The organism is Achromobacter sp. GbtcB20 (assembly GCF_019091095.1).
Lineage (GTDB): Bacteria > Pseudomonadota > Gammaproteobacteria > Burkholderiales > Burkholderiaceae_B > Achromobacter > Achromobacter mucicolens.
On sequence record NZ_JAGXJZ010000002.1, the window covers coordinates 218,430 to 244,139 of the forward strand.

Annotated in this window: 23 protein-coding genes; 7 read left to right on the forward strand and 16 right to left on the reverse strand. The window is 65.8% G+C overall.

Annotated features, from left to right (window positions below):
* Nucleotides 1-18: 18 nt before the first annotated feature.
* From KVT32_RS03785 to KVT32_RS03795, 3 genes are read right to left on the reverse strand one after another with little or no spacing between them, the layout of a single operon-like run.
* The gene (locus tag KVT32_RS03785) at nucleotides 19-1,905 is read right to left on the reverse strand and encodes a dipeptide ABC transporter ATP-binding protein (protein ID WP_152383719.1); all 1,887 of its coding nucleotides are present in this window, start codon (nucleotides 1,903-1,905) and stop codon (nucleotides 19-21) included.
* A gap of 46 nt (nucleotides 1,906-1,951) precedes the next feature.
* Complete coding sequence (locus tag KVT32_RS03790; protein ID WP_152383718.1) at nucleotides 1,952-2,932, reverse strand: isoaspartyl peptidase/L-asparaginase family protein; 981 nt, start codon at nucleotides 2,930-2,932, stop codon at nucleotides 1,952-1,954.
* The gene (locus KVT32_RS03795; protein ID WP_056322019.1) at nucleotides 2,929-3,804 is read right to left on the reverse strand and encodes a MurR/RpiR family transcriptional regulator; all 876 of its coding nucleotides are present in this window, start codon (nucleotides 3,802-3,804) and stop codon (nucleotides 2,929-2,931) included. Before KVT32_RS03795 ends, KVT32_RS03790 begins: the two co-directional genes overlap by 4 nt.
* A 190-nt stretch (nucleotides 3,805-3,994) precedes the next feature.
* Here KVT32_RS03795 and KVT32_RS03800 point away from each other — a divergent pair, with 190 nt between their 5' ends.
* Complete coding sequence (locus tag KVT32_RS03800) at nucleotides 3,995-4,456, forward strand: GNAT family N-acetyltransferase (protein WP_056322017.1); 462 nt, start codon at nucleotides 3,995-3,997, stop codon at nucleotides 4,454-4,456.
* A gap of 126 nt (nucleotides 4,457-4,582) precedes the next feature.
* Here KVT32_RS03800 and KVT32_RS03805 read toward each other — a convergent pair whose 3' ends face one another.
* From KVT32_RS03805 to KVT32_RS03815, 3 genes are all read right to left on the reverse strand, one after another.
* Complete coding sequence (locus tag KVT32_RS03805; protein ID WP_056322014.1) at nucleotides 4,583-5,236, reverse strand: CoA transferase subunit B; 654 nt, start codon at nucleotides 5,234-5,236, stop codon at nucleotides 4,583-4,585.
* 12 nt (nucleotides 5,237-5,248) lie between these two features.
* A complete protein-coding gene (locus tag KVT32_RS03810; RefSeq protein WP_217617725.1) occupies nucleotides 5,249-5,947 on the reverse strand; it encodes a CoA transferase subunit A in 699 nt (232 codons plus the stop codon).
* A gap of 285 nt (nucleotides 5,948-6,232) precedes the next feature.
* Nucleotides 6,233-6,685 (reverse strand): thioesterase family protein, encoded by a 453-nt coding sequence (locus tag KVT32_RS03815; protein WP_254636752.1) that lies wholly within the window; start codon nucleotides 6,683-6,685, stop codon nucleotides 6,233-6,235.
* 110 nt (nucleotides 6,686-6,795) lie between these two features.
* Between KVT32_RS03815 and KVT32_RS03820 the strand changes: the two genes are divergently transcribed.
* The 4 genes from KVT32_RS03820 to KVT32_RS03835 all read left to right on the forward strand — a co-directional run bounded on the left by KVT32_RS03820 (nucleotide 6,796) and on the right by KVT32_RS03835 (nucleotide 10,943).
* The gene (locus tag KVT32_RS03820) at nucleotides 6,796-8,442 is read left to right on the forward strand and encodes an electron transfer flavoprotein-ubiquinone oxidoreductase (RefSeq protein WP_056322006.1); all 1,647 of its coding nucleotides are present in this window, start codon (nucleotides 6,796-6,798) and stop codon (nucleotides 8,440-8,442) included.
* Between the two features lie 75 nt (nucleotides 8,443-8,517).
* Nucleotides 8,518-9,369, forward strand: a complete 852-nt coding sequence (locus KVT32_RS03825; RefSeq protein ID WP_217617726.1) for an NAD-dependent epimerase/dehydratase family protein — start codon at nucleotides 8,518-8,520, stop codon at nucleotides 9,367-9,369.
* Nucleotides 9,370-9,441: 72 nt separating this feature from the next.
* Nucleotides 9,442-10,602 carry a cytochrome P450 gene (locus KVT32_RS03830; RefSeq protein WP_217617792.1) on the forward strand — a complete coding sequence of 387 codons (1,161 nt, stop codon included), beginning with the start codon at nucleotides 9,442-9,444 and terminating at the stop codon, nucleotides 10,600-10,602.
* A complete protein-coding gene (locus tag KVT32_RS03835; protein ID WP_152383714.1) occupies nucleotides 10,599-10,943 on the forward strand; it encodes an antibiotic biosynthesis monooxygenase in 345 nt (114 codons plus the stop codon). The genes KVT32_RS03830 and KVT32_RS03835 overlap by 4 nt, the downstream gene beginning before the upstream one ends.
* Nucleotides 10,944-11,024: 81 nt before the next feature.
* Here the strand turns inward: KVT32_RS03835 and ltaE are convergent, their stop codons facing one another.
* The 6 genes from ltaE to KVT32_RS03865 all read right to left on the reverse strand — a co-directional run bounded on the left by ltaE (nucleotide 11,025) and on the right by KVT32_RS03865 (nucleotide 19,163).
* On the reverse strand, nucleotides 11,025-12,035 hold the full coding sequence (gene ltaE, locus KVT32_RS03840) for a low-specificity L-threonine aldolase (protein ID WP_152383713.1): 1,011 nt from the start codon (nucleotides 12,033-12,035) through the stop codon (nucleotides 11,025-11,027).
* 40 nt (nucleotides 12,036-12,075) lie between these two features.
* Nucleotides 12,076-12,924, reverse strand: a complete 849-nt coding sequence (locus KVT32_RS03845) for a DMT family transporter (protein WP_217617793.1) — start codon at nucleotides 12,922-12,924, stop codon at nucleotides 12,076-12,078.
* Between the two features lie 166 nt (nucleotides 12,925-13,090).
* A complete protein-coding gene (gene acs, locus KVT32_RS03850) occupies nucleotides 13,091-15,070 on the reverse strand; it encodes an acetate--CoA ligase (protein WP_056321994.1) in 1,980 nt (659 codons plus the stop codon).
* A gap of 327 nt (nucleotides 15,071-15,397) precedes the next feature.
* A complete protein-coding gene (locus KVT32_RS03855; protein ID WP_062840571.1) occupies nucleotides 15,398-16,738 on the reverse strand; it encodes an MFS transporter in 1,341 nt (446 codons plus the stop codon).
* Nucleotides 16,735-17,142, reverse strand: a complete 408-nt coding sequence (locus KVT32_RS03860) for a heme-binding protein (protein WP_056321988.1) — start codon at nucleotides 17,140-17,142, stop codon at nucleotides 16,735-16,737. Before KVT32_RS03860 ends, KVT32_RS03855 begins: the two co-directional genes overlap by 4 nt.
* Entirely contained in the window at nucleotides 17,139-19,163 is a 2,025-nt protein-coding gene (locus KVT32_RS03865) for a propionate--CoA ligase (protein WP_256450065.1), read from the reverse strand. Before KVT32_RS03865 ends, KVT32_RS03860 begins: the two co-directional genes overlap by 4 nt.
* Nucleotides 19,164-19,317: 154 nt before the next feature.
* On the opposite strand from KVT32_RS03865, the gene KVT32_RS03870 reads away from it, so the two are divergent.
* On the forward strand, nucleotides 19,318-19,977 hold the full coding sequence (locus KVT32_RS03870; protein ID WP_056321982.1) for a C40 family peptidase: 660 nt from the start codon (nucleotides 19,318-19,320) through the stop codon (nucleotides 19,975-19,977).
* Nucleotides 19,978-20,188: 211 nt separating this feature from the next.
* Here KVT32_RS03870 and KVT32_RS03875 read toward each other — a convergent pair whose 3' ends face one another.
* The 4 genes from KVT32_RS03875 to KVT32_RS03890 all read right to left on the reverse strand — a co-directional run bounded on the left by KVT32_RS03875 (nucleotide 20,189) and on the right by KVT32_RS03890 (nucleotide 24,565).
* Nucleotides 20,189-20,512 carry a DUF2325 domain-containing protein gene (locus tag KVT32_RS03875; protein WP_035212827.1) on the reverse strand — a complete coding sequence of 108 codons (324 nt, stop codon included), beginning with the start codon at nucleotides 20,510-20,512 and terminating at the stop codon, nucleotides 20,189-20,191.
* Between the two features lie 209 nt (nucleotides 20,513-20,721).
* Nucleotides 20,722-21,666 carry a CysB family HTH-type transcriptional regulator gene (locus KVT32_RS03880; protein ID WP_056321979.1) on the reverse strand — a complete coding sequence of 315 codons (945 nt, stop codon included), beginning with the start codon at nucleotides 21,664-21,666 and terminating at the stop codon, nucleotides 20,722-20,724.
* A gap of 94 nt (nucleotides 21,667-21,760) precedes the next feature.
* Complete coding sequence (locus KVT32_RS03885) at nucleotides 21,761-23,254, reverse strand: CoA-acylating methylmalonate-semialdehyde dehydrogenase (protein WP_056321975.1); 1,494 nt, start codon at nucleotides 23,252-23,254, stop codon at nucleotides 21,761-21,763.
* Nucleotides 23,255-23,347: 93 nt separating this feature from the next.
* Entirely contained in the window at nucleotides 23,348-24,565 is a 1,218-nt protein-coding gene (locus KVT32_RS03890; RefSeq protein ID WP_152383710.1) for an ABC transporter substrate-binding protein, read from the reverse strand.
* Between the two features lie 214 nt (nucleotides 24,566-24,779).
* Between KVT32_RS03890 and KVT32_RS03895 the strand changes: the two genes are divergently transcribed.
* Nucleotides 24,780-25,700, forward strand: a complete 921-nt coding sequence (locus tag KVT32_RS03895) for a LysR family transcriptional regulator (RefSeq protein ID WP_152383709.1) — start codon at nucleotides 24,780-24,782, stop codon at nucleotides 25,698-25,700.
* Nucleotides 25,701-25,710 lie beyond the last annotated feature (10 nt).

A 25,710-nucleotide genomic window follows, 5' to 3' on the forward strand; every position in this document is an offset into this window, starting at 1 on the left:
AAAAGGTCAACTACTGAGTCAATACGCGCCGCCGACGGGATGGCGGGCTACAAAATGATCCGTACCGACCTGCACCAGCGGCTGCACCACCGGTTCGTCGTTCAGTTTGCGGATCGGGCTGGGGATTTCATCGGACAGCAAGGTGCGCTTCATGTGACGGCGCGCCGGATCGGCGATCGGCACGGCCGACATCAGCTTCTTGGTGTAGGGATGCTGGGGATTCTCGAAGATCGCGCGGCGCGGGCCGATCTCGACGATCTGGCCCAGGTACATCACCGCCACGCGGTGGCTGACGCGTTCGACCACGGCCATGTCGTGCGAGATGAACAGGAACGAGATGCCCATGTCGCGCTGCAGGTCGATCAGCAGGTTCACGATCTGCGCCTGGATCGACACGTCCAGCGCCGACACGGATTCGTCCGCGATCACGACCTTCGGATTCAGGGCCAGGGCGCGCGCAATGCAGATGCGCTGGCGCTGGCCGCCCGAGAACTCGTGCGGATAGCGCTGCGCCATTTCCGGCGGCATGCCCACGCGCTCGAGCAGTTCGGCGACGCGGCGCTCGGCATCCTTGCCCTTGGCCACGCCGTGCACCAGCAGCGGCTCCATGATCGAGAAGCCCACGGTCACGCGCGGATCCAGCGACGCGAACGGGTCCTGGAACACGAACTGGATGTCGCGGCGCAGGGACTGCAGTTCGCTGTTCTTCAGGCGCACGATGTCGCGGCCGCCGAAGCGGATTTCGCCGCCCTGGCTTTCCACCAGGCGCAGCAGCGAGCGGCCGGTCGTGGACTTGCCGCAGCCGGATTCGCCGACCAGCGACAGGGTCTCGCCCGGGTACAGATCGAAGCTGACCTTTTCCACGGCGTGCACGCGGCGCTGGACGCGGCTCATGATGCCGCCGCGCAAGTCAAAGCGCGTCACCAGGTTGCGCACGCTCAGGATGGGCTCGCGCTTGCCGGCGGGCACTTCCTGGGTGCTGACAGCGCCGGCCTCTGCCACGGGCTGGGCCTTGCCATCGACCTGCAGCAGCGGGAAGCGCGCGGGCAGGTCCGTGCCCTGCATGGCGCCCAGCTTGGGCACCGCCGACAGCAGCGCCTTGGTGTAGCTGTGCTGGGGCGCGGCAAACACGCGGTCCGACGGGCCTTCCTCGACCTTGTCGCCGCGGAACATGACCAGCACGCGGTCGGCCACTTCGGCCACCACGCCCATGTCGTGGGTGATGAACACCACGCCCATGTGCATTTCATCTTGAAGCTGGCGAATGAGCTGCAGGATCTGGGCCTGGATCGTCACGTCCAGCGCGGTGGTCGGTTCGTCGGCGATCAGCAGCGCCGGCTTGCAGGCCAGCGCCATGGCGATCATGACGCGCTGGCGCATGCCGCCCGACAGTTGATGGGGATAGCGGTCCAGCACCGACTTGGCTTCGGGAATGCGGACCTGTTCCAGCATGCGCAGCGCTTCGGCGCGTGCCGAGGCGCCATCCATGCCCTGGTGCTCGCGGATCGATTCGGCGATCTGGTCGCCGGCCGTGAACACCGGATTCAAGGAGGTCATCGGCTCCTGGAAAATCATCGCCATGTCGGCGCCGCGCACATCGCGCATCACGCGCTGGCTGGCATTGGCCAGGTCGATCACGGAGCCGTTGCGCCGGCGCAAGGCCATGCTGCCCTGGGCGATGCGGCCACCGCCATGTTCCACCAGACGCATCAGCGCCAGCGACGTCACCGACTTGCCCGAACCCGATTCGCCCACGATGGCCAGGGTCTCGCCCCGGTCCACATGAAACGACAGATTGCGCACGGCTTCGACCGTGCGCTCGGAACCCACGAAGCGCACCGTCAGGTCGTCGACCTGGACCACGCGGTTATCCGGCAGCGCCAGGCTGTTTGCGCGATCAACCATCTCTTCTCATTCCCAAAATAAACCTACTGATCCAAACCGCCGCCGCTCATCGGTAGATGGCGGTTACCGGCTTCTCGCCAACGCGGGCGTAACCCCGGTACATGCCTTCCGTGTTGAACGGCAAGGCCACATTGCCCTGGGCGTCGACGGCCACCAGGCCGCCCTTGCCGCCGATGGTGGGCAGTTTTTCCATTACGACGCGGTCCGCCGCCGCTTCCAGCGAGGCGCCGCAGTATTCCATCTGGGCGGCCACGTCGTACGCGGCAACCATGCGGATGAACATTTCGCCCGTGCCCGTGGTGGACACGGCGCAGGTCTTGTTGCTGGCATACGTGCCGGCGCCGATCAGGGGCGCATCGCCCACGCGGCCGACCTGCTTGTTGGTGATGCCGCCGGTGGAGGTGGCGGCGGCCAGGTTGCCCTGGGCATCGACGGCCACGGCACCCACGGTGCCGAACTTCTTGTCGGCGTCCAGCGGATCGGCGGGCGCGGGCTGGCCGCGCGCGACCATGGCCTGGCCGTCGTGATCCAGCACGGCGGCGTCCGGCGTTTCGCGCTGCACGCGCAGCAGCTGCTCGCGGCGGGCGTCGGTCGAAAAATACGAGGGGTCCACGAGTTCCACGCCTTCCTGGGCGGCGAACGCTTCAGCGCCCTCGCCCACGAAGAACACGTGCTTGCTGTTTTCCATGACCTTGCGCGCGGCAAAGATGGGATTGCGCACGCGGTTCACATTGGCGATGGCGCCGGAACGCAGCGTGGCGCCGTCCATGATGGCGGCGTCCAGTTCATGGGTGCCGGCACTGGTGAACACGGCGCCGTGGCCGGCGTTGAACAGGGGGCAGTCTTCGAGCAGGCGCACGGCCTCGGTGACGGCGTCCAGGGCGCTGCCGCCCTTGGCCAGCACGGCCTGGCCGGCGGTCAGGATCGACTCCAGCGCCGCGAGGTATTCCTGTTCTTTCTCGGCAGACATGGCCGCGCGGGACATCGCGCCGGCGCCACCGTGAATGGCAATCACGGGTTGAATCATCGTTTACCTACTCCATGGATGAGCCACGGCATCACGGACTGGGTCACCCCAGCGGCGGCCGCAACGGAATTCTTGGCCCGATAGGCCACCGCCGCGGACAAGGCTTCGATGAGCCCCAACGCGGCGGTTTCGGAATTGGGAATGAGCTGGCGCGCCGAGAAGGCGTACAGCACGACGGACGCCGTGGGCGCCAGCGGCGAGGTGGGCTTGTCCGTCAGCACCAGCACCGGCACCCCGGCCTGTTTGGCCGCGCCGGCCAGCGTCACGGTGTCGGCCAGGTAACGCGGAAAACCGATGGCGATCACCAGGTCGTTGCTGGTCATGCGCGACATCTGACGCGCCGCGTGCGACACGCCGCCGGGACCGGCCAGCGATTCGACCGAATGCAGGTGCATGCACAGGCCGCGCTGCAAGAGGCCTGCGAGGAACCCGCTGGCGCCGAAACCGATGATGAAGACGCGATCGGCGGCCAGGATGGCGTCGACCGCCTGTTCACAGGCCGCGGAATCCAACGCCTGCAGGTTGCGCTGCGCGTTGCGGATGTCTTCTTCGAGGGTTGCCGCAAAGATCTGGACGGCGCTGGCCGAGTGGGCCAGCTCGGTGCGCAGCTTCTCGACCGGTTCCAGCGCGGCTTCGAAGCCGCGGGCCAGTTCGGCGCGGAACTGCGGATAGCCCGGCAGGTCCAGGGCGCGCGCAAACCGGTTGGCCGTGGCGACCGACACGCCCACTGCCGCCGCGAACTCATCGATGGTCATGGTGGCGACGCGGAACTGGTGCGCCAGCACGTACTCGGCCATCTTGTGCTGGGTCCGGCTCAGCGCGGGCTGGGCCCGGGCGATCCGATCAGCGATCGTAATGGCGGACTTGGTCATCGAACAGCGTGGTGGAAATCGGGCGGCGGGTTTATGTAAATCTGTTTACACACAAATTTTAGTTAAGAAAATAGATTTTCATACTAAGGGTATACCCGTGAATAGATGTAACAATCGGGCCTGAGAAATCGGGGCCGGTTTGCGTTACGCTAGTTGCCCTGTTTTTGTCCCGCTATCTGGAATGACCCGCATGACACCCGCCTGGATCTGCAAGCCCCACGCCGACCTGACCCCCGCTGAGCTCTACGCCATCCTGCGGCTGCGCTCGGAGGTGTTCGTGGTGGAACAGAACTGCGTGTTTCTCGACATGGACGGCAAGGACCTGCAAGGGCAGACCGAGCACCTGATGGCCTGGCACGACGGCGAACTGGTGGCCTATTGCCGCCTGCTGGAGCCGGCCCTGAACGACGGCCGCGCCGTCATCGGCCGCGTGATCACCGCCCCCGCCGCCCGCGGCACGGGCCTGGGCCACGAACTCATGCGCCGCGCCAAGGAAGAAGTGCAGCGTCTGTGGCCGGATCAGCCGGTGTACCTGGGCGCGCAGGCACGATTGAAGGGTTATTACGGCGGCCACGGTTTCGTGCCGGTCACCGAGGAATACATGGAAGACGGCATCCCGCATGTGGGGATGCTGTTGCAGGAGACGGCGTAGCGCGCGGCGCCCCGCCTCTGCATCAAGCAGGAACAAAAAAAAGCGCCCGTTTGAACGGGCGCTTTGATTTTGGCTGCCGGCGGCCGGCATCATCAGCCGGCCTGACCAGCCTGGCGTTCAGCAGCGTTACTGCACCGCAGACACGTCCAGCTTCGCCGCCGTCTTGGACTTGATCTCGTCCACCGTCACGCCGGGCGCCGTTTCCAGCAGCTTCAGGCCGTTTTCGGTGACTTCCATCACGCCCAGGTCGGTGATGATGAGATCGACCACACCCACGCCGGTCAGCGGCAGGTTGCACTCGGGCAGCAGCTTGATGTCCTCGGTGCCGTCCTTTTTCTTGGCCACGTGTTCCATCAGCACGACCACGCGGCCGACGCCGGCCACCAGGTCCATCGCGCCGCCCATGCCCTTGACCATCTTGCCCGGGATCATCCAGTTGGCCAGATCGCCCTTCTCGGAGACCTGCATCGCGCCCAGGATCGCCAGGTTGATCTTGCCGCCGCGGATCATCGCGAACGAGTCGGCCGACGAGAAGATCGAGGAGCCGGGCAGCGTCGTGACGGTCTGCTTGCCGGCGTTGATGAGGTCGGCGTCGACCTGATCGTCGGTGGGGAACGGGCCGATGCCCAGCAGGCCGTTTTCGGATTGGAGCCACACTTCCACGCCCGCGGGGACGTGGTTGGCAACCAGCGTGGGCAGGCCGATGCCCAGGTTCACATAAAAGCCGTCTTGCAGCTCGCGCGCGGCGCGCGCCGCCATTTCATCGCGGGACCATGCCATGTCGTCTTCTCCTTAGGCCGGGCGAGTGGTGCGTTGTTCGATGCGCTTTTCGGGCGTGTCGTTCAGCACGATCCGTTGCACATAGATGCCGGGCAGGTGGATCTGATCCGGGTCCAGGCTGCCGGTGTCGACGATTTCCTCGACTTCGACCACCGTGAACTTGCCCGCCATGGCGACGTTCGGATTGAAGTTGCGGGCCGTCTTGCGAAACACCAGATTGCCGCTGCGGTCGGCGATGTGCGCCTTGACCAGGGACACGTCCGGCACCAGCGAGCGTTCCATCACGTACTGCTGGCCGTCGAACTCGCGGATTTCCTTGCCCTCGGCCACGATGGTGCCCACGCCAGTGCGGGTGAAGAACGCCGGAATGCCAGCGCCGCCGGCACGCAGCTTTTCGGCCAGCGTGCCCTGCGGCGTGAATTCAAGCTCGAGTTCGCCCGACAGGTATTGGCGTTCGAATTCCTTGTTCTCGCCCACGTAGGACGCGATCATCTTGCGCACCTGGCGCGTGTTGAGCAGCTGGCCCAGACCAAACCCATCGACGCCCGCGTTGTTGCTGATGCAGGTGAGATCCTTGACGCCCGAATCGCGCAGCGCGGCGATCAGCGCCTCGGGAATACCGCACAGGCCGAAACCGCCCACGGCGATCATCTGACCGTCCTTGACGATGCCTGCCAGCGCCTCCTGGGCGCTTGCATAAACCTTGTCCATCGCTCCAACTCCTAGTTAAGGTCTAACCAAAGTGAGCCCGCCCCGCCGCTACCCGCGCACGGGTCCCGGAAAAATCGGGGAATCGGGACAAGCCCAGTCGTTCCTTGGGGCGCGGCTGTTGGCGCCCGCTACCCGGGCATCGCGGCGAAGCCCGATTTCCGTGAAGCGGCGGCGCCGAGGGTGGCGCGCCCTCATTGCTTTTTTGATTTTGCGCTAGATTTTACCGGCATGACCGGCCAAAGCACGCGCTATTTTGGCCGGTGCGCGGCCCGTGGCCGCGCGCGCTTACTCGGCCGGCGTGAACTGCGTGGCCATCTGCGCCAGGACTTCGGGCGGCCACGGTGCGGACGTATTGGCCACGTAATCCATCCAGACCAGCACATTGCGGCCGCGCGCATAGGGGCCAGCCTCATCGCCGACCTTCTCGAGCAGCAGCTCGAATTCGGCGCTGGAGCGGCCGATGCGCGTGACCTTGTGCGTCACGCGCACGGTGGCAGGATAGGTCAGCGGACGCAGGAAATCGCACGACGCATGCGCCAGGATCGCGCCATCGTCGGCCGGCAGCTTGAAGCCCGCGTTATACAGAATCTGCATGCGGGCCTCTTCCATGAGGCGGAAATACAGCGTGTTGTTCAGATGGTTCAAGGCGTCTGAATCGCCCCAGCGCAAAGGCAATTCGAGCTGATGGGTGTCGCCCACCGATAGCAGCCGCGCAGACAGATTGTCCGGGTTCACCAATAACTCCTGAAGGCTAAAAGAAATGCGAAGGCATACAGGACCCTCGCCTGCAATACAATCGCCGATAATACTTCCAGCCATATATGGAATACATACGGGGAGCTTTGCAAATGTCTGAACGCGAGTCGATGGAATATGACGTGGTCGTGGTTGGCGGTGGTCCCGCCGGCCTGGCCACAGCAATCCGTCTGAAGCAGCTGGCTGCTGAGAAGAATCAGGAGATTGGCGTCTGCGTACTTGAGAAGGGTGCGGAACTGGGCGCGCACATCCTGTCCGGCGCCGTGATGGACCCGCTGGCGCTGACCGAGCTCATCCCCGACTGGAAGGAAAAGGGCGCGCCGCTGAACGTGGCCGTCACGCAGGACAAGTTCCTGTTCCTGTCCGAGACCGGCGCGCGCGCCACGCCCAACTGGCTGCTGCCCCCCTGCTTTCACAACGAAGGCAACTACATCGTCCGTCTGGGCGACGTCGTCAAGTGGATGGGCGAGCAGGCCGAAGCGCTGGGCGTGGACATCTTCCCCGGCTTTGCGGCCGTCGAAGTGCTGTACGACGAGAACGGCGCCGTCCGCGGCGTGGCCACGGGCGACATGGGCGTGGCCCGGGACGGCAGCCACACCGACCACTACCAGCCGGGCATGGAATTGCACGCCCGCTACACCGTGTTCAGCGAAGGCTCGCGCGGCCAGCTCGGCCGCCAGCTCATCGAGCGCTTCAAGCTGGACGACGGCCGCAATCCGCAGTCGTACGGCATCGGCATCAAGGAAATGTGGGAAGTCGATCCGGCCCAGTCCAAGCCCGGCCTGGTGATCCACACCGCCGGCTGGCCGCTGGATTCGGACACGTACGGCGGCTCGTTCCTCTATCACCTGGACAACAACCTCGTCGCCGTGGGCATGATCGTCGGCCTGGATTACGCCAATCCGTGGCTGTCGCCCTTCGATGAGTTCCAGCGCTACAAGACGCACCCCGCCATCCGCGGCACGTTCGAAGGCGGCAAGCGCATCGCTTACGGCGCCCGCGCCATCACGGCGGGCGGCCTGCTGGCGCTGCCCAAGCTCACGTTCCCGGGCGGCGTGCTGGTCGGCTGCGAAGCCGGTTTCCTGAACGCCTCGCGCATCAAGGGCAGCCACGCCGCCATCAAGTCGGGCAAGCTGGCCGCCGAAGCCGCGTTCGACGCCCTGGTTGCGGACCGCCGCCAGGACGAACTGACTGCATACCCCAAGGCCTTCGAGGCCTCGTGGCTGCACGCGGAATTGAACAAGGCCCGCAATTTCAAGCAGTGGTTCAAGAAGGGCCGCACGGTCGCCACGCTGATGACCGGCATCGAGCAACTGCTGCTCAAGGGCAAGATGCCCTGGACGCTGCGCCACAACAAGCCCGACCACGCCTGTCTGCAGCCCGCGTCGCAATGCGCACGCATCGACTATCCCAAGCCCGACGGCAAGCTCACGTTCGACAAGCTGAGTTCGGTGTTCATCTCCAATACCAACCACGACGAGAACGAACCCGTCCACCTGACCCTCAAGGATCCGTCCGTGCCGGTCAAGGTGAACCTGGCCAAGTACGGCGGCCCCGAGTCGCGCTATTGCCCGGCCGGCGTGTACGAGTTCGTCAAGGACGACCACGGCGACGACCGTCTGCAGATCAACGCGCAGAACTGTGTGCATTGCAAGACCTGCGACATCAAGGACCCCACGCAGAACATCGTCTGGGTGGCGCCGCAAGGCGGCGAAGGGCCGGTCTACAGCGGCATGTAATACCCCGGGCGCATTGCGCCCGCCCGAAAGGCGCCCCGCGGGGCGCCTTTTTTTCCGACTGCCTGGAGCGACACCATGCGCGAACGCGTACTTCTCATCGGCTGCGGCGACCTGGGCCAGCGCGCGGCGCAACGCTTTCTGGCGCGCGGCGACGAGGTCCATGCCCTGCGGCGCCATCCCCCCGCCGGCGACACGAGCGGCATCCAGTGGCTGCAGGGCGACATCACCCGCCCCGACACGCTGCACGCGCTGCCGCCAGGCGTGACCCGGCTCATCCACCTGCCCACGCCTGGCGCGCGCGATCCGCAGGCCTACCGCGGCGTGTTCGTGGAGGGGCTGGCAAACGTGCTGCACGCGCTGGATCGATCCCAGCTCAAGCGCATCGTGTTCGTCTCGTCCAGCGCGGTGTATGGCGAGCATCATGGCGCCTGGGTGGACGAGGACACGCCGCCTGCACCGCAGGGCTTCAACGGCCGCGTGCTGCTCGAAGCCGAAGCTGCGCTGGCGGCGCAGCCGGTCTCGTCGACGGCATTGCGGCTGGCGGGCCTGTATGGGCCCGGCCGCATGCAGCTCATCGAGCGGTTGCGCAGCGGCGCGGCCGGCGCGCCGGTACAGCCCGAACACTGGGCCAACCGCATCCACATCGACGACGCGGCTGCCGCGGTGGCGCATCTGGCGCTGCTGCCGCAGGTTGCGCCGGTGTATGTGGGCTGCGACGACACGCCCCTGCCGCTGCACACGCTGTATGCCGAACTGGCCGCGCTGATCGGCGCCCCCGCGCCGCGCGAGGCGCCCGCGCCGGCCAACGTGGGCAGCAAGAAACTCAGCAATGCCCGGTTGCGCGCCAGCGGCCTGTCGCTGCAATGGCCGGACTCGCGCCAAGGCTACGCCGCCCTGCTGGCTGAGGACGGCGCGTCGCAGGCATAGTTCGGCCCTCGCCGAATCGTTGCCGCCGGCGCGGGCGGATACTGGTGGCCGTCTCCATTGCCCGCCGTCACCATGCCGCCCGCCCATCCCCTGGCCGCCGTCACACACCCCGATCCGTATCCCTACTATGCCCAGCTGGCGCGCGAGCGTCCGCTGTACCGGGATACGGCACTGGGCATGTGGATCGCCTCGCATCCCGACACCATCGCGGCCATCCTGCGGCATCCCGGCGCACACGTGCGTCCCGCGGATGAGCCCGTGCCGCGCGGCTTGTGCCCCGGCCCTGCGGGAGACCTGTTCGGCCGGTTCGTGCGCATGAACGACGGCGCGGCGCATGCGCGCTTGAAGCCGCTGCTGACGGGGTTCATCGCGCACCGGGCGTCGGAACCGGTGCAAGCGCATCACGAAGGACCATTGCCGCGCCTTCCGCTGCAACCAGCCGTCCCGGCATCGCAGGATTGGCTTGCCGCCGCGCCGCACGACCCCGCCGCCGTCGACCGCTATCTGTACACGGCGCCCGTGCACGCGCAGGCAGCATTCCTGGGACTATCCAAAGCCGTTCATGCGGATTGCGCGGCCGATATCGCCGCTTTCCTTTCCGCCCTGCCCGCCGATGCGGGCGCAGACCGGACCTCGGCGGGCCATGCCGCCGCCGCGCGCCTGCAAGCCCGCATGCAGGCGCATCTGGCGGGGCCCGAGGCCACCCCGGCACTGCGCGCATTGCATGCAGACGCACTGCAAGCAGGCATTACGCCCGAACAGCTGGCCGCCAACCTGGCGGGCCTGCTGTTCCAATCTTGCGAAGCGGGCGCGGGACTGCTGGGCAATGCGCTCATCATGGCCGGCCGGCGCGGCGCGTCGGGCGTGCAGACACGCGAGGACGCCCTGCGCCTGATCGACGACACCGTGCGCCGCGATCCGCCCTTGCACAACACGCGGCGGTTCATGGCTGCGCCGCTTGATGTCGGCGGACAACGCATCGAAGCCGGCCAGACCGTCCTGCTGGTGCTCGCCGCCGCCGCCATGATCGAACCCGAGGCGGGATGGATCTTTGGCGCGCACCGCCATGCCTGCCCCGGCGCGTCGCTGGCGCGAAGCCATGCAGCCGATGCGCTGCTGCACCTGTTGCGGCAGGGTATGGACCCTGCCCCGCTGGCGGCGCGCTTTCGCCATCGTCCGCTGCCCAACGCCCGCGTGCCCCAGTTTGATTTTCCCGAGGACCACAACCGATGATTGCCGTGATATTCGAAGTCGAGCCCGCCCATGGCGACCCTGCCCCGTACCTGGACATCGCCGCCGGCCTGATCGATGAACTGCGCACCGTGGACGGTTTCATTTCCGTCGAACGATTTCAAAGCCTGTCCACGCCAGGCAAGCTGCTGTCGCTGTCATTCTGGCGCGACGAAGCGGCAGTCAAGCGCTGGCGTTCGCTGGAATCGCACCGCCGCGCCCAGCAGGCCGGGCGTGGCGGGGTGTTTCAGAACTACCGCCTTCGCGTTGCGCAGGTGGTGCGCGACTACGGCATGCAGGAGCGGGACGAGGCGCCCGCCGACAGCCGCCAGCGCCACGGGTGAAACCGCCGGGACGCGTTAGTCCGGGACGCGTTAGTCCGGGACGCGCTCGTCCGGGACGCCATCCCTTTGCCCCCTGACCGCCTACCGCAGCAGACGGCCCACCGTCTCGACCACGCGCCGCACGTCCTCGGCCGACACGTCCAGGTGCGTCACCAGGCGGGTCGGACCGCCGTAGACGGCGCGCATCAGGATGCCTTCCTTGCCCAGCGCCTCGGTCAGCGCGTCGCAGCGCGACGGCTCGAACCGCGCGAACACCATGTTGGTGTCCTGGCTCAGCACGTCCACGCCCGGGATGGCGCGCAGGCCTTCGGCCAGCAGGCGCGCATTGTCGTGATCCTGGGCCAGCCGTTCAACGTTATGCTCCAGCGCGTACAGGCACGCGGCCGCCAGCACGCCCGCCTGGCGCAGCCCGCCGCCCAGCATCTTGCGCCAGCGATGCGCGCGTTCGATCAGTTCCTTGCTACCGACCAGCACCGACCCGATCGGCGCGCCCAACCCCTTGGAAAAGCAGATGGACACCGTATCGAAGGGCGCGCACAGCTCGGCCACGGGCTTGCCGCTTGCGACCGCCGCATTGAACACACGCGCGCCGTCCAGGTGCGTGGAAAGCCCCTGCTCGCGCGCCCACGACGTGGCCGCCTGGATGTAGGCCGCCGGGATCAGCTTGCCGTGAAAGGTGTTCTCCAGCGCCAGCAGACGCGTGCGCGCAAAGTGCGGATCGCCTTTGGGCTTGACGGCCGCGGCCAGCTTTTCCAGCGGCAGGGATCCGTCGGGCGCGTGCTCGATGGGTTGCGGCTGGATGCTGCCCAGCACCGCCGCGCCGCCGCCTTCGTATTTGTAGGTGTGCGCAAGCTGGCCGACCAGGTATTCGTCGCCCCGCTCGCAATGCGCCATGAGCGCGGCCAGGTTGCTTTGCGTGCCCGACGGAAAGAACAGGCCCGCGGCCTTGCCGGTGCGTTCGGCCAGGGTTTTTTGCAGGCGGATCACGGTGGGATCGTCGCCCATCACGTCGTCGCCCACGGGGGCAGTGGCCATCGCCTGCAACATGGCGGCGCCGGGCCGGGTGACGGTATCGCTACGCAGATCAATCATGAAGGTTCCAGGAAAACGGGGAAACGGGAAGTCGGAAGGGTCAATCGGCTTTCGCTGCCGGCGCCGCGCGGCTGACGACAAAAATGCCCGCCAGGATCAGCGCCATGCCGCCCAGCTCGACCGGCGTGGGCTGCTCGGACAGGAACGCCCAGGCCAGCAGCATGGCCACGACCGGCACACCGAGGCTGGACAGACCGGCGATCGACGCGGGCACCCGGCGCACGACCTGCAGCCACAGCAGCCAGCCTGCCGCGGTGGCGATCAGCACAATGTATGTCATGCCGGCCCAGAGCTGCCAACCCCATTGGGCGGGCATCTGCGGCACCAGCCAGGCCACGGGCGTCATGACCAGGCCGCCGAACAGCATCTGCCAGGCCGTGAACGTCATCACATCCGGCGCGTGGCGATCGAACATGCGCTTGGACAACACCGTGCCCACGCCCCAGCACAGGCCGCTGCCCAGGCCCAGCAGCACGGGGCGGATGTCGCCCAGGCCGTTCCAGGGCTCGACGAAACAGACCAGCCCGACAGCAGCCAGCGCGATGCCGGCCGCGTGGCGGGCGGTGGGCCGCTCGCCCAGCAGCCACCAGGCAAACAGCACGACCCAGAACGGCATGGTGTACGCCATGAGCGACACCTTGCCCACCCCGCCGTCCACCAGCGCGGTCTGCACAAAGCCCTGGAATCCCGCGGTCGGCGTCAGGCCGATCAAGAGCGTCAGTTTCCAGGGCGGCATCGACAGCGGCCGGCGCGTTGCGATCGCCAGCGCGAAGAGCACCAGGCTGCCCACCACGTAGCGCAGCGCCACGAAGTCGAAGGGGCCGATGTAGGGGACGATCAGCTTCATCGCAATCCAGCTACCGGCCCAGACCAGGATGGTGCTGAACATCAGGGCAAGCCCTGCGCGATCGAAACTGCTGCTCACGAGTGTGGCTCCATGCAAGGGGATCTGGCGATCAGGAATGAAGACGCCCGTGCCGCAACATGCCGGCACGGGCGTCTTCATTATGCGCCTGTCGCGATGCAAATGGCCGGTGGGATCCGGCCCGATGCGACTACAGCGGCTTGGAGAGCTGCTCCAGGATGGCGGGATTTTCCAGCGTCGAGACGTCCTGCGTCACTTCCTCGCCCTTGGCGACCACGCGCAAGAGGCGGCGCATGATCTTGCCCGAACGCGTCTTGGGCAGATTGTCGCCAAAGCGGATGTCCTTGGGCTTGGCGATGGGGCCGATCTCGCGGGCCACCCAGTCGCGCAATTGCTTGGCGATGGCCTGGGCCTCCTCGCCCTCCGGACGCGAACGCTTGAGCACCACGAAGGCCACCACGGCCTCGCCGGTCGTGTCGTCGGGACGGCCCACGACGGCGGCCTCGGCCACCATTTCGTGCGCCACCAGCGCCGATTCCACTTCCATCGTGCCCAGGCGGTGGCCCGACACGTTCAGGACGTCGTCGATGCGCCCCATGATCCAGAAGTAGCCGTCCGCATCGCGCTGCGCGCCATCGCCCGCCAGGTAATAGCCGCGCAGTTCGGCCGGGAAGTAGCTTTTCTTGAAGCGCTCCGGGTCGCCCCAGATGTTGCGGATCATGGCCGGCCACGGACGCTTGATGACCAGGAAGCCGCCATTGCCCTTTTCGACGTCGCCGCCGGTTTCATCGACGATGGCCGCGGCAATGCCCGGCAGGGGCAGCGTGCACGAGCCCGGCTTGGTGGGCGTGGCGCCCGGCAGCGGCGTGATCATGTGGCCGCCGGTCTCGGTCTGCCACCAGGTGTCCACGATGGGGCAGCGTTCGCGACCCACGTTCTTGTGATACCAGATCCACGCTTCGGGATTGATGGGCTCGCCCACCGTGCCGATGATGCGCAGCGAGTCCAGGTCGAAATTCTTGGGGTGCGCTTCCGGCGTGGCCTCGGCAGCCTTGATCAGCGAACGGATCGCGGTGGGCGCGGTGTAGAACGTGGTGACCTTGTGGCGCGCGATCATGTCCCAGAAGCGGCCGGCGTTCGGATAGGTGGGCACGCCTTCGAAGACGATCTGCGTCAGGCCGGCGGCCAGCGGACCGTACGTGATGTACGTGTGGCCGGTGACCCAGCCCACGTCCGCGGTACACCAGTAGACGTCGTCCTTGCGCGCGTCGAAGGTCCATTTGACGGTCAGCAGCGCCCACAGCAGGTAGCCGGCGGACGAATGCTGCACGCCCTTGGGCTTGCCGGTCGAACCGGAGGTATACAGGATGAAGAGCGGGTGCTCGGCGTTGACCGGAACCGGCTCGCAGGTGTCGGGCTGGCCGTCCTCGACCTCGTGCATCCAGAGGTCGCGGCTGTCGTTCCATTGCACCTTGCCGCCCGTGCGGCGGTACACGACGACCTTCTTGACGGCCTCGCAGCCGCCCATGGCGATGGCCTCTTCGACGGCGGGCTTGAGCGGGATGGTCTTGCCGCCGCGCACCTGCTCGTCGGCGGTGATGATGAGCGAGGCGCCCACGTCGACGATGCGCTCCTGCAGGCTCTTGGCCGAGAAGCCGCCGAACACCACCGAGTGCGTCACGCCCAGACGCGCGCAGGCCTGCATGGCCACCACGGCTTCGATGGACATGGGCATGTAGATGATGGCGCGGTCGCCCTTCTTGTAGCCCAGCGCCGCCAGCCCGTTGGCGAAGCGGCACACGCGCGCCAGCAGTTCGCGGTAGGTCACCTTGTTGACCTTGCCGTCATCGGATTCGAAGATGATGGCGGTCTTGTCGGCATTGCCGTTGGTCAGGTGGACGTCCAGGCAATTGGCCGAGACGTTCAGTTCGCCGTCGCCGAACCAGCGGTAGAACGGCGCGTCGGATTCGTCCAGGACCTGCGTGAACGGCTTGGTCCATTGCAGATTGTCGCGGGCCTGGCCGGCCCAGAATCCGTCGAAGTCGTTCTCGACCTGCGCGCACAGCGCGTTATAGGCGTCCATGCTGGGAATCGCGGCGCCCTGCGCGGCGCGCTCGGGCGGCGGAAACACGCGGTTTTCCACCAGGACGGACTGAATAGCGTTCGACATGATCTTGTCTCCAAACGGTGATTCTGTTGTTTATGCTGCTTTTTTATTACCCACCTGCAACCGTATCGCCGCGCTCTTACGGGCACCTTACGCAAAATGCGGGCCGGAGCCCGCAGATTGACGAGGCCCAAGGCGATACGTCTGCGCCGGATCTGGGCAGGGAGACGCCCCAAGGCGCCAACCGGGCAGCATGCACAAGCCAACGGCGCGCCGTCACGCGGCGCGCCAACAATGCCAAGCAATCAGCATGCGCCGTCGCATCGAAACGCGCCGGCGCAAGGCAGTCCATAAGGATAGCAGCCGCATCAGGCTTGACGAATACGGCGTTCAGCCGGTCTGCCGGGCGAGGCCGCGTTTCATGTCCACCCGCGACAGCAGGGCCAGTCCTCCGACGAAGAACAACCCTGTGACGAGGATGGCCAGGCGGTGATTGCCGTCCGTGCCCCACGTCACCAGCCCGTACGTCAACGGACCGATCACGGCGGCAAGCTGCACGGCAAAGGTCCACAGCGAATAGAACTCGGCCAGCCGGCCCGCGGGCGCCAAGGCGCCGGTCATGGCGCGGCCCGCGCTTTGCGTGGTGCCCATGCACAGCCCGGCCAGCGCGGCCGCCACCCAGAACACGGGCGCGGTGACGGCCGAGTAGGCCACCAGCACCATCACGATCCACCCGGCCAGCGTGATGGCCAGCGCCGGTTTGTGGCCGATGCGGTCCTGCACGTAGCCGAACGAAAACGCCCCCGCCGCCGCGCCGATGTTCACCGTGAACACCAGCAGCATGATCTGCGGCGTGGTGAAGCCCATGACTTCGGACGCATACACGGCCGCCAGCGTGATCACGACGGAGATCCCGGCCTGGTAGCAGGCAATGCACATCAAGAGGCGGCGGAATTCCGGAAAGTGCAGGCCCGTTTCACGCCAGGCGTACGCCAGCCGCTTTAGCATGTGCAGCGCGGCCGGATTGCCCGGCTGCGGCCGAGCGCGCTCGCGCAGCAGGAAGAACGACGGCAGCGCAGCCAGCGCAAAGACAGACGCCGTGACCACGATGACCCACGGCACGAATTCTTCGGCGGTGGCGCCGCGGGCCTCAGCCAGCGTCACCACGACGAGCGACAGGCCCAGCGTCAGCATGCCGCCGCAATAGCCGAAGCTCCAGCCCCAGCCCGACACGCGGCCCAGTGCCTGCGGCCGGGCGAGTTCGGGCAAAAAGGCAGCGACCACGGACTCGCCGACGCAATAGCAGTAGTTGGACACGACGATGGCGGCCAGCGCGAGCCACACGTCGCCCGGCCCAGCCTGCGTGAGCACCAGCGTGGCGGCCACGCAGCCGATCGTGCTGGTGTAGAGCAGCCGCCGCTTGCTGGCCCGCGCATCGGCGCGCGCGCCCAGCGTGGGCATGGTCAGCATGATGAGCAGGTACGACAGCGACAGCGCCGCCGTCCAGGCCAGCGTGGCCCACGAGGCGCGCCCGCCCACCACGCCGACGAAATAGGTGCTGAAGACCGCCGTGAGGATCACGGTGGTATAGCCGGAGTTCGCGAAGTCGTACATGGCCCAGGCCAGGACTTCGCGCCGGGTGACGCCCGGGTTCAGCGGACCGTCGCCCGCCCCCCGGGGTTCCTGCGCGGAAACGCCGGCCGGCGTTTCCGGCGGCTGCGCCTGGCTCATAGGCCCAGCGCGGCGATGCCTGCTTGTGCAATCTGCACGTCTTCGGTCGACTTCACGCCCGAGACGCCCACCGCGCCGATGACCTGGCCGTCGGCGATGACCGGAACGCCGCCCTCGAGCATGCCTTCGATCAGGGGCGCCGACAGGAACGAGTAGCGGCCGTTGTTGATGAGTTCTTCGTAGATGCGCGATTCGCGGCGGCCCAGCGCGGCCGTCTTGGCCTTGGCCGGCGCGATGTGCGACGAGATGGGAGCCGCATCGTCCAGTCGCAGCATGCCCAGCAGATGGCCGCCATCGTCGGTCACGGCGATGGTGACGGCCCACTTGTTCTGCAAGGCGTGTGCTTCGGCCGCGGCCAGGATCTTTTTGACGTCGTCGGCGCTCAGCACGGGTTTGGTTTTCATTGCAGTGACTCCTTGATCTGTTCGAGGGCGTTAGGGTCTTCCATGGTGGTCAGGTCGCCGGGATCGCGCGACTCGCATACCGCGACGATCGCGCGGCGCAGCACCTTGCCGGAACGGGTCTTGGGCAGCGCGCCCACGAACCGGATCCTGGCCGGCCTTGCCACCGCCCCAAGCTGTTCTTCCACCAGGCGCATGATATCGCCTTCCAGCTGCTTTGCCGCTTCCGGCGTGTCGGCGCCGGCGGGATTCTTCAGCACGGCAAACGCCATGGCGACCTGCCCCTTCAACGGGTCGGACACACCCACCACCGCGCACTCAGCAATGCCGCTGTGGCTGTTGACCGATTCCTCGATTTCGCGCGTGCCCAACCGATGGCCCGCCACGTTGATCACGTCGTCCGTGCGGCCCAGGATGAACCAGTAGCCGTCGGCGTCCACCCGCCCCCAGTCGAAGGTCGAATACACCTGCCGGCCCGGAATCGACGTGAAATAGGTCTCGACGAAGCGCGCGTCGTCGCCCCAGATGGTGGACATGGCGCCGGGCGGCAGCGGCGGCACGATGGCCACCACGCCCTTCTGCTCGGGGCCCAGGTCTTCGCCGGTGGACTCGCTGACGATGCGCGCGTCAAAGCCGTAGACCGGGAACGAGGGGCTGCCAAACCGGGTGGGGACTTTTTCGATGCCGGGCTGCGCCGACAGGATGGGCCAGCCCGATTCCGTCTGCCAGTAGTTGTCGATGATGGGCTTGCCCAGCCCTTCGGAGATCCATTGCGCGGTCGGCTCGTCGAGCGGCTCCCCGGCCAGGTAGACCGCGCGCAGGGTGGACAGGTCATGCCGCTTGAGCAGTTCGGGATCCTGGCGCTTGAGCACGCGTACGGCCGTGGGCGCCGAGAAGAGCGTATTCACGCCGTACTGCTCGACCAGCTTCCAGAGGATCGCGCCATCCGGGCGCACGGGCGTCCCTTCGTACAGGATGGTCGATTGCCCGCCAATGAGCGGTCCGTAGACGATATAGGAATGCCCCACCACCCAGCCGATGTCGCTGGTGCAGAAATAAGTGTCGCCAGGTCGGCCGTCGAACAGGTATTCCATCGACGAGGCCAGCGCCACGGCGTAGCCGCCGGTGTCGCGCTGCACGCCCTTGGGACGGCCGGTGGTGCCGGAGGTGTAAAGGATGTAGCTGGGCTCGGACGATTCCAGCCATTCGACGGGCACCCGGGCGCCGCGGTGGCGTTCGCGCAGCGTCGCGTAATCCAGGTCGCGCCCGGCCACCGGCTCGAACGGCGCCAGGCCGCGATCGAACACCACCACCGACGCGGGCGGCGACTTGGCCAGGCCCAACGCACGATCCAGCAGCGGCTTGTACGGCACGACCTTGCCGGCGCGCGAGCCGCCGTCCGTGCACACCACCACCTTGGGCGCGGCGTCGTCGATGCGCTGCGCGAGGTTCACGGATGCAAACCCGCCGAACACCACCGAGTGGACCGCGCCGATCCGGGCGCACGCCAGCATCGTGAACACCGCTTCGGGCACCATGGGCATGTAAAGCAGGACCCGGTCGCCGCGTCCCACCCCCAGTTCGCGCAGCATGGCGGCGGCGGCGTTCACTTCTTCAAAGACGTCCTGCCGCGTATAGACCTGTTCGCGATCCACTTCCGTGGACACCCAGATGAGGGCCGGCTTGTCCGCCTGCGTGGGCAGCCAGCGGTCTACCGCGTTGTGGCACAGGTTGGTGCGCCCGCCAACGAACCACTTGGCAAAGGGCGGGCGCGAGAAATCCAGCACACTGTCAAATGGCGTTTCCCAGTGAATGCGCGTGGCCTCTTCGCGCCAGAACGCGTCGCGGTCATGAACCGAGCGATAGTGGAAATCCCGGGTTCTTTGCATGTTTGTCTCCTGGTATTGTTCATAGGCCTTAAGGCTGATTGATTTTTTGTCTAATCTTTTCAGCCATTCTGGTAGGCAAACCTTGCACGAGGCTTGCCGCAAGTCAAAAAATTCTTCCAGATGTCCACGCTGCATGGATATTTAGGGCCGTTACGTCACGAATCGGCCTTAAAAGTTTGGTAGAATCCCCGCGAAGTTGCACATAATTGTTGAATTTGCTGACATTTCGGCCCCATCCGCGGCTAAAGCGCGGGTTTTTGCTGTCATTCAGTGATTCATCCCCAGGCGAATGCATCGACACTCCAACCCCGCGCGATTCAATTCAACCACTGGCCATGCAAAGCGCGGTCTGCGCATGCTCGCGTTGGTTGCTTGCTTTGCGGGTCTGGCCGGTTGTGCAAGCACTAGTCAAAAGTCAACCGCCCATACGTCCGAGATCGATCCCTACGAGATGGAATGGGTTGCCACCGCCGATGACCCGATCGGCATGCTGGTGGTCCAGAAATTCAAGCGTGAACGCCAGCGCACCCATTCGGGTGTCGGCAGCGACAACGCCATGGTCAGCGAAGCCCTGAATCACCTGGGCATCCGCTACCGCTTCGGCGGCAGTACCCCCGAAACCGGCTTTGACTGCAGCGGCCTGGTCGCTTACTCGGCCGAACGCGGTCTGGGCCTGAAGCTGCCCCGCAACGCCGCAGAAATCGCCCAGCAAGGCGTGGCCGTCGCCAAGAACGAACTGCAGGTCGGCGACCTCGTCTTCTTCAACACCATGGGCCGCCGCTATTCCCACGTTGGCATCTACCTGGGCGACGACCGCTTCGTGCATTCGCCCAGCGCCGGTGGCGTGGTGCGCGTCGAAAGCATGACCATGGCCTACTGGTCCAAGCGCTACAACGGCGCCCGCCGCCTGGACAACACCCTGATGGCGTCGGCCCGCGCGTCCAACTGACCGCCCTGCCGGACCACGGCTCGTCTTCTTCCCCGCCCGTCTTCTGGGCAACATCTTCGCACGCAGGCCAACCTGCCGCCATCGTCCAAATGCAAAACGCCGCCCGACTTTCCGTCCGGCGGCGTTTTTGTTTTTTCTCTTCGCGGCGATCAGGCCGCAGGCCGTATCGGCCTCCCCAGTTTGTCTTGGATGCGCGGCAAGACGCGTCCCGTCAATGAACGGTGCCGGCGCGCGGGCACAGGCCGCATTGCTGCAGGGCTTGCTGCATGCTGCACACGGAACGGCGACAAGCCACGACCCGGATGCCGCCGCGCTGCGCCGCGTTGCGGAAGGTCTTCATGACATTGTGGCCAAGAAAATCGGTCAGCAGAATGACCAGTTGCGTGCCGGAAGGTAGTTGCAACGTCTTCTTTTGATGCGAGGGATCGCGCCCGCTGATGTGGTGCGTGATCGAGATGTTGTGACCTTTTAGCAGATCGGGAATATTGCCGAGGCGGTCGGCGCCCACTACCACTGCACTAAGTCCTGCCGTCATGATTTACCTCACTGGGTCGTTGAGCCTGGATGTAATGATAATGATTCCTATTTTTTCGTCAACTTAAATGAGATCAGTTCTTATTTAATTATTTTTATGAGCTTGTCGAATGGGATAGCCGTCTCACCCTCCCCGCCTGAATCGCAGGCAAAAAAAACGCGACGTCGTAAGGACGTCGCGCTTTTTCACGCATGCTGCGGCGTTGCGGGCTACTTCGGCGTGCCCTGCACCGCGTCGGTGACGACGGCCCGGGTCAGCGACGGCGCCAGCATCTCCAGGAATGTGTAGACGTAGTCGCGCAGGAACACGCCGGCCTTCACGCCCACGCGCGTGGTATGCGTGCCGAACAGGTGTCCCACGGGCAGGCCGACCAGATTCGAGTCGCGGCGCGGATCATAGGCAACGCCTGCGATGATGCCGATGCCCAGGCCCACGTCCACGTAGGTCTTGATCACATCGGCGTCGATCGCTTCGAGCACGATATCCGGATGAATGCCCTGGTTGGCGAAGATCTCGTCGATCGTGCTGCGGCCGGTAAAAGCCCGGTCGTAGGTCACGATGGGGTATTCGGCCAGTTGCGCCAGCGACAGGCGCTTGGCGGCGCTGGAGGTCAGCTCGGCCAGCGGATGATCGGGCCGCACCACCACCGTGTGCTCCCACGCGTAGACCGGCAGCGTGGCCAGGCCCGGCGTCAGCGCCAGCGATTCGGTCGCCAGCGCCAGATCCGCCTGTTCATGCAGCACCATTTCGGCCAGCTGGGCGGGGCTGCCCTCGGCCAGCGACAGGTGAACCTTGGGGAACTGCTTGCGGAACGCCGGGATCACGCGGGGCAGCAGATAGCGCGCCTGCGTGTGGGTGCAGGCAATGACCAGGCCGCCTTCGTCGCGGCGTGCGAATTCGTCGCTGACTTTTTTCAGGTTGTCGACCTCGCGCATGATGCGGTCAATCACCTGCGACACGGCCAGGCCGGGCTTGGTCAGCCCCTTGATGCGCTTGCCATGACGTTCGAAGATCTTGATGCCCAGCTCGTCCTCGAACTCGATGATGGCCTTCGAAACGCCGGGCTGCGACGTGTAGAGCATCCGGGCGGCTTCAGTCAGGTTGAAGTCGCGCCGGATGGTTTCACGCACGAAACGAAATTGCTGGAGGTTCATTAATTGGCCCCTGATAGACCGGCCAATTATAAGTAATAAGAACGCCTTTCTATATGAATTATCGATATAAGCTTAGGAGCAAGGCGTCCCTCTTTCAGCGCATCGAGATCGTGGTGTTCACGGTCTTGGCGTGTGCCGACCAGCGCGCGGTCACCGTCTTGGTCTGCGTCCAGAACTGCACCGCCTGCTTGCCGTTGGGGCCCAGGTCGCCCAGCTTGGAGCCGCGCGAACCCGTGAAGCTGAACCACGCCACCGGCACGGGGATCGGCACGTTGATGCCCACCTGCCCCACGTCGATGTTGTTCTGGAAGTAGCGCGCCGCGCCCCCGTCCTGCGTGAACAGCGCGACGCCGTTGCCGTTGGGGTTGCGGTTGATGAACGCCACCGCGTCTTCCAGGGTCTCGACACCGACGCAGCACAGGACCGGCCCGAAGATCTCTTCCGTGTAGATGGTCATGTTCTCGGCGACGCCGTCGAACACGGTCGGGCCGACGAAGTTGCCTTCCTCGAAGCCGGCCACCTTCAGGTTGCGGCCGTCCAGCAGCAGCTTGGCGCCTTCGTCCACGCCCTTCTGGATCAGGCTTTCGACGCGCTTCTTGGCGTTGGGCGACACCAGCGGACCCAGGTCGGCTTCGCGATCCGTGCCGGCGTTGACCTTGAGCTTCTTGGCGCGCTCGACGAAGTCGGGCAGCCAGTTGCGGGCTTCGCCCACCAGCACCGCCACGGACGAGGCCATGCAGCGCTGGCCGGCCGCACCAAAGGCGGCGCCCAGCAGCTGGTTCAGCGCCACTTCGGGATCGGCATCCGGCAGGACCACGCAGTGGTTCTTCGCGCCCATCATGGACTGGCAGCGCTTGCCGGCGGCCGACGCGCGGTTGTAGATCTCGGTGCCCACGCGGGTCGAGCCGATGAACGACACCGCCTTGATGTCGGGGTGCTCGCACAGGCCGTTGGCCGTTTCAGGACCGCCGTGCACCACGTTCAGCACGCCCGGGGGCAGGCCGGCTTCCAGCGCCAATTCCGCCAGGAACAGCGACGACGTCGGATCCTGCTCAGAAGGCTTCAACACGAACGTGTTGCCGCACGCCACGGCGATGGGAAACATGAAGCACGGCAGCATGACCGGGAAGTTGAACGCGGTGATGCCCGCGCACACGCCCAGCGGCTGGATCAGGGTGTAGACATCGATGCCGGACGCCGCGTTCTCCGCGTACTCGCCCAGTTGCAGGTTGGCGATCGAGCAGGCGTGCTCGACCACTTCCAGGCCACGGCCGACTTCACCCTCGGCGTCCGGCAGCGTCTTGCCGTGTTCGCGGGTGATCATCTCGGCCAGCTTGCCGGTATTGGCGCGCAGCAGTTCCTGGAACTTGAGCATGACGCGCATGCGCGTGCCCTGCCCGGCGTTGCGCCAGGTCTTGAAGGCCTCCTTGGCGTTGGAGACGGCCAGGTCCAGTTCTTCGCGCGTGGCGAAGGGCACCTTGGCAACGACCTCCTGGGTGGCGGGGTTGATCACGTCTCGCCATTCGGTGGTTTTGGACTGCACAAGCTTGCCGCCGATCAGTAGCGGAACGCGCGGGACTTCACTCATTTTGTTGCTCCTCACACTGCGTAGTCGATGCGGATGAAAATCCGCGTTCTTGGATCGAGCCGCGCCCGCGGGACAGCGCCCGCGGGCTTGGCGCTATTTCTTCACCAGCGGGCAGGTCGAATCGGCCAGGGGCTGGAAGGCTTCGGCCGCCGGAATGGTGGCCACCAGCTTCGAATAGTCCCAGCCGCCCTTGGAGTCCGCGGGCTTCTTGACTTCGTACAGGTACATATCGTGGATCACGCGGCCGTCCGGGCGGATCGACGCATTGCGCATGATGGGATCCTTGATGGGGATCTCGCGCATCTTGTCGGCGACAACCTTGCCGTCGGTGCTGTTGGCGGCGGCCACCGCGCGCAGGTAATGCAGCACGCTGGAATACACGCCCGCCTGCGTCATCGTGGGCTTCAGGCCGCGGAACGCCTTCTCGAAGCGCCCCGACCACTCACGCGTGGCGTCGTCGTAATCCCAGTAAAAGCCATCCACGTAAGACAGCCCCTGCGCGTTCTCCAGGCCGAGCGCACGCAGGTCCGACAGGAAGATCAGCAGGGAAACCAGCCGTTGCCCGCCTGCCACGATGCCGAACTCGCGCGCCTGCTTGACCGCATTGACGGTGTCCTGGCCGCCATTGGCCAGCGCCACCACCTGCGCCTTGGAGCTCTGCGCCTGCAGCAGATAGGACGCGAAGTCGGGCGCGTTCAGCGGGTGGCGCACATTGCCGGCCACCGTGCCGCCCAGCGCCTTCACCGCCTTGGCCGTGTCGGCTTCCAGCGAATGACCGAACGCGTAGTCGACGGTGATGAAGAACCAGGATTTGCCGCCCTCGCGCACGGTGGCCTTGGCGCCGCCCGCGGACTGCGAGTAGGTGTCGAACATCCAGTGAAAGCCGACCGGCGAGCAGTCCTTGTTGGTCAACGCCGTGGTGGCCGGGCCGGAGAACATCACGACCTTGTTCTTTTCGCGGGCAATGCCCTGCACGGCGAGCGCGACTGCGGAATTGGTCAGGTCGGCGATGGCGGTGACGCCGTCGCGGTCGAACCATTCGCGCGCCCGGGCGGCGCCCACGTCGGCCTTGTTCTGGTTGTCCGCGGACACCAGATCGATCTTCATGCCCTTGCACTGCGCGGCAAGGCAGTCGTCGATGGCCAATTGCGCCGCCGCGACCGAGCCTGCGCCCCCCATGCCGGCGTAGGTGCCGGACATATCCGTCAGAATGCCGATCTTCACTGGCGGCTTGTCCGCCGCATGGGCCTGCCCAATCAAACCGGCGCCCAGACACAAGCCTGCGGCGAGCCCGCGTGCGTGCAATTTCATGGATTTGTCTCCTGAGTTTTTATGCGCTGAGTAGTAGCGTTTTGGCGCCGTCTTCGCGGCTTGCGGTCCCAGGGCATAGCCCAAGGCCAGCCGAACCAGTGTAGATGTGTGAAAATCAACAAGCAACACCAGAAATGCACATTCCTTGTGCATTCGTGCACATACAAAAATGTCGCCGGCGCAACATGCTGCCGGAGGCCTGGAGCGACGGATCTTGCTTGATTGGGACAGCCTGCGGTATTTCCTGGAAGTGGCCCGCACCCAGCGCGTCAGCGCCGCGGCGCGCAAGCTGGGCGTGGAGCACACCACCGTGTCGCGCCGGATCCGGGCGCTGGAAACCGAGCTGGATACGCTGCTATTCGAGAAGTCGCGCAGCGCGGGGTTCGTGCTGACGGACGACGGCCAGCGCCTCTTCGTCCACGCCGAGCAAATGGAAAGCGTGGTGCACACGGCGCGCGAAAACCTGTCCGGCATCGGACAGGCGCTGTCGGGTCACCTGCGCATCGGCGCCACCGAAGGCTTTGGCAGCTACGTGTTGACCCCGCTCGCGGCCGACTTCCAGCGGCGCTATCCGCACATCACGCTGGACATCCTGCCCGTGCCGCGCTTTGTCAGCCTGTCCAAGCGCGAAGCCGACCTGGCCATCACCATCGAACGGCCGCAGCGCGGCCCGTACGTGTGCAGCAAGCTGTGCGACTACACGTTGCGGCTGTACGGCACGCCGGGTTATCTGGCCAACCATGCGCCCATCACTCGCCGCGACGACCTGGCGGATCACACGTTCATCGGCTATGTGGACGAGCTGTTGTTCAGCGAGCGCCTGCGCTATCTGGAAGACCTGCTGCCGGCAAGCAAGGTGGTGTTGCGCAGCACGAGCGTCGTGGCCCAATACCACGCGGTGCTGCAAGGCCAGTCGCTTGCCATCCTGCCGTGCTTCATCGCGGCTCAGGATCCGCGGCTAAAGCCGGTGCTGGAAGGCGAGATCGCCATCACGCGCTCGTTCTGGATGTATTGCCATGAAGACCTGCGCAAGCTCAAGCGCGTGACCGCGCTGTGGGAGTTCATCCGCAAATCGGTCTTGAGAAACGCCGACCTGCTGGCAGGCCGGCGCGGGACGATGAAGTATCTGCCCTGACAGGCGCGCA

Bases quoted from the DNA above. Each gene is read 5' to 3' on its own strand.
- KVT32_RS03785 (WP_152383719.1), bottom strand. From the start codon at position 1,905: ATGGTTGATCGCGCAAACAGCCTGGCGCTGCCGGATAACCGCGTGGTC.
- KVT32_RS03790 (WP_152383718.1), bottom strand. From the start codon at position 2,932: ATGATTCAACCCGTGATTGCCATTCACGGTGGCGCCGGCGCGATGTCC.
- KVT32_RS03795 (WP_056322019.1), bottom strand. From the start codon at position 3,804: ATGACCAAGTCCGCCATTACGATCGCTGATCGGATCGCCCGGGCCCAG.
- KVT32_RS03800 (WP_056322017.1), top strand. From the start codon at position 3,995: ATGACACCCGCCTGGATCTGCAAGCCCCACGCCGACCTGACCCCCGCT.
- KVT32_RS03805 (WP_056322014.1), bottom strand. From the start codon at position 5,236: ATGGCATGGTCCCGCGATGAAATGGCGGCGCGCGCCGCGCGCGAGCTG.
- KVT32_RS03810 (WP_217617725.1), bottom strand. From the start codon at position 5,947: ATGGACAAGGTTTATGCAAGCGCCCAGGAGGCGCTGGCAGGCATCGTC.
- KVT32_RS03820 (WP_056322006.1), top strand. From the start codon at position 6,796: ATGTCTGAACGCGAGTCGATGGAATATGACGTGGTCGTGGTTGGCGGT.
- KVT32_RS03825 (WP_217617726.1), top strand. From the start codon at position 8,518: ATGCGCGAACGCGTACTTCTCATCGGCTGCGGCGACCTGGGCCAGCGC.
- KVT32_RS03830 (WP_217617792.1), top strand. From the start codon at position 9,442: ATGCCGCCCGCCCATCCCCTGGCCGCCGTCACACACCCCGATCCGTAT.
- KVT32_RS03835 (WP_152383714.1), top strand. From the start codon at position 10,599: ATGATTGCCGTGATATTCGAAGTCGAGCCCGCCCATGGCGACCCTGCC.
- ltaE (WP_152383713.1), bottom strand. From the start codon at position 12,035: ATGATTGATCTGCGTAGCGATACCGTCACCCGGCCCGGCGCCGCCATG.
- KVT32_RS03845 (WP_217617793.1), bottom strand. From the start codon at position 12,924: ATGTTCAGCACCATCCTGGTCTGGGCCGGTAGCTGGATTGCGATGAAG.
- acs (WP_056321994.1), bottom strand. From the start codon at position 15,070: ATGTCGAACGCTATTCAGTCCGTCCTGGTGGAAAACCGCGTGTTTCCG.
- KVT32_RS03855 (WP_062840571.1), bottom strand. From the start codon at position 16,738: ATGAGCCAGGCGCAGCCGCCGGAAACGCCGGCCGGCGTTTCCGCGCAG.
- KVT32_RS03860 (WP_056321988.1), bottom strand. From the start codon at position 17,142: ATGAAAACCAAACCCGTGCTGAGCGCCGACGACGTCAAAAAGATCCTG.
- KVT32_RS03865 (WP_256450065.1), bottom strand. From the start codon at position 19,163: ATGCAGCGTGGACATCTGGAAGAATTTTTTGACTTGCGGCAAGCCTCG.
- KVT32_RS03870 (WP_056321982.1), top strand. From the start codon at position 19,318: ATGCATCGACACTCCAACCCCGCGCGATTCAATTCAACCACTGGCCAT.
- KVT32_RS03875 (WP_035212827.1), bottom strand. From the start codon at position 20,512: ATGACGGCAGGACTTAGTGCAGTGGTAGTGGGCGCCGACCGCCTCGGC.
- KVT32_RS03880 (WP_056321979.1), bottom strand. From the start codon at position 21,666: ATGAACCTCCAGCAATTTCGTTTCGTGCGTGAAACCATCCGGCGCGAC.
- KVT32_RS03885 (WP_056321975.1), bottom strand. From the start codon at position 23,254: ATGAGTGAAGTCCCGCGCGTTCCGCTACTGATCGGCGGCAAGCTTGTG.
- KVT32_RS03890 (WP_152383710.1), bottom strand. From the start codon at position 24,565: ATGAAATTGCACGCACGCGGGCTCGCCGCAGGCTTGTGTCTGGGCGCC.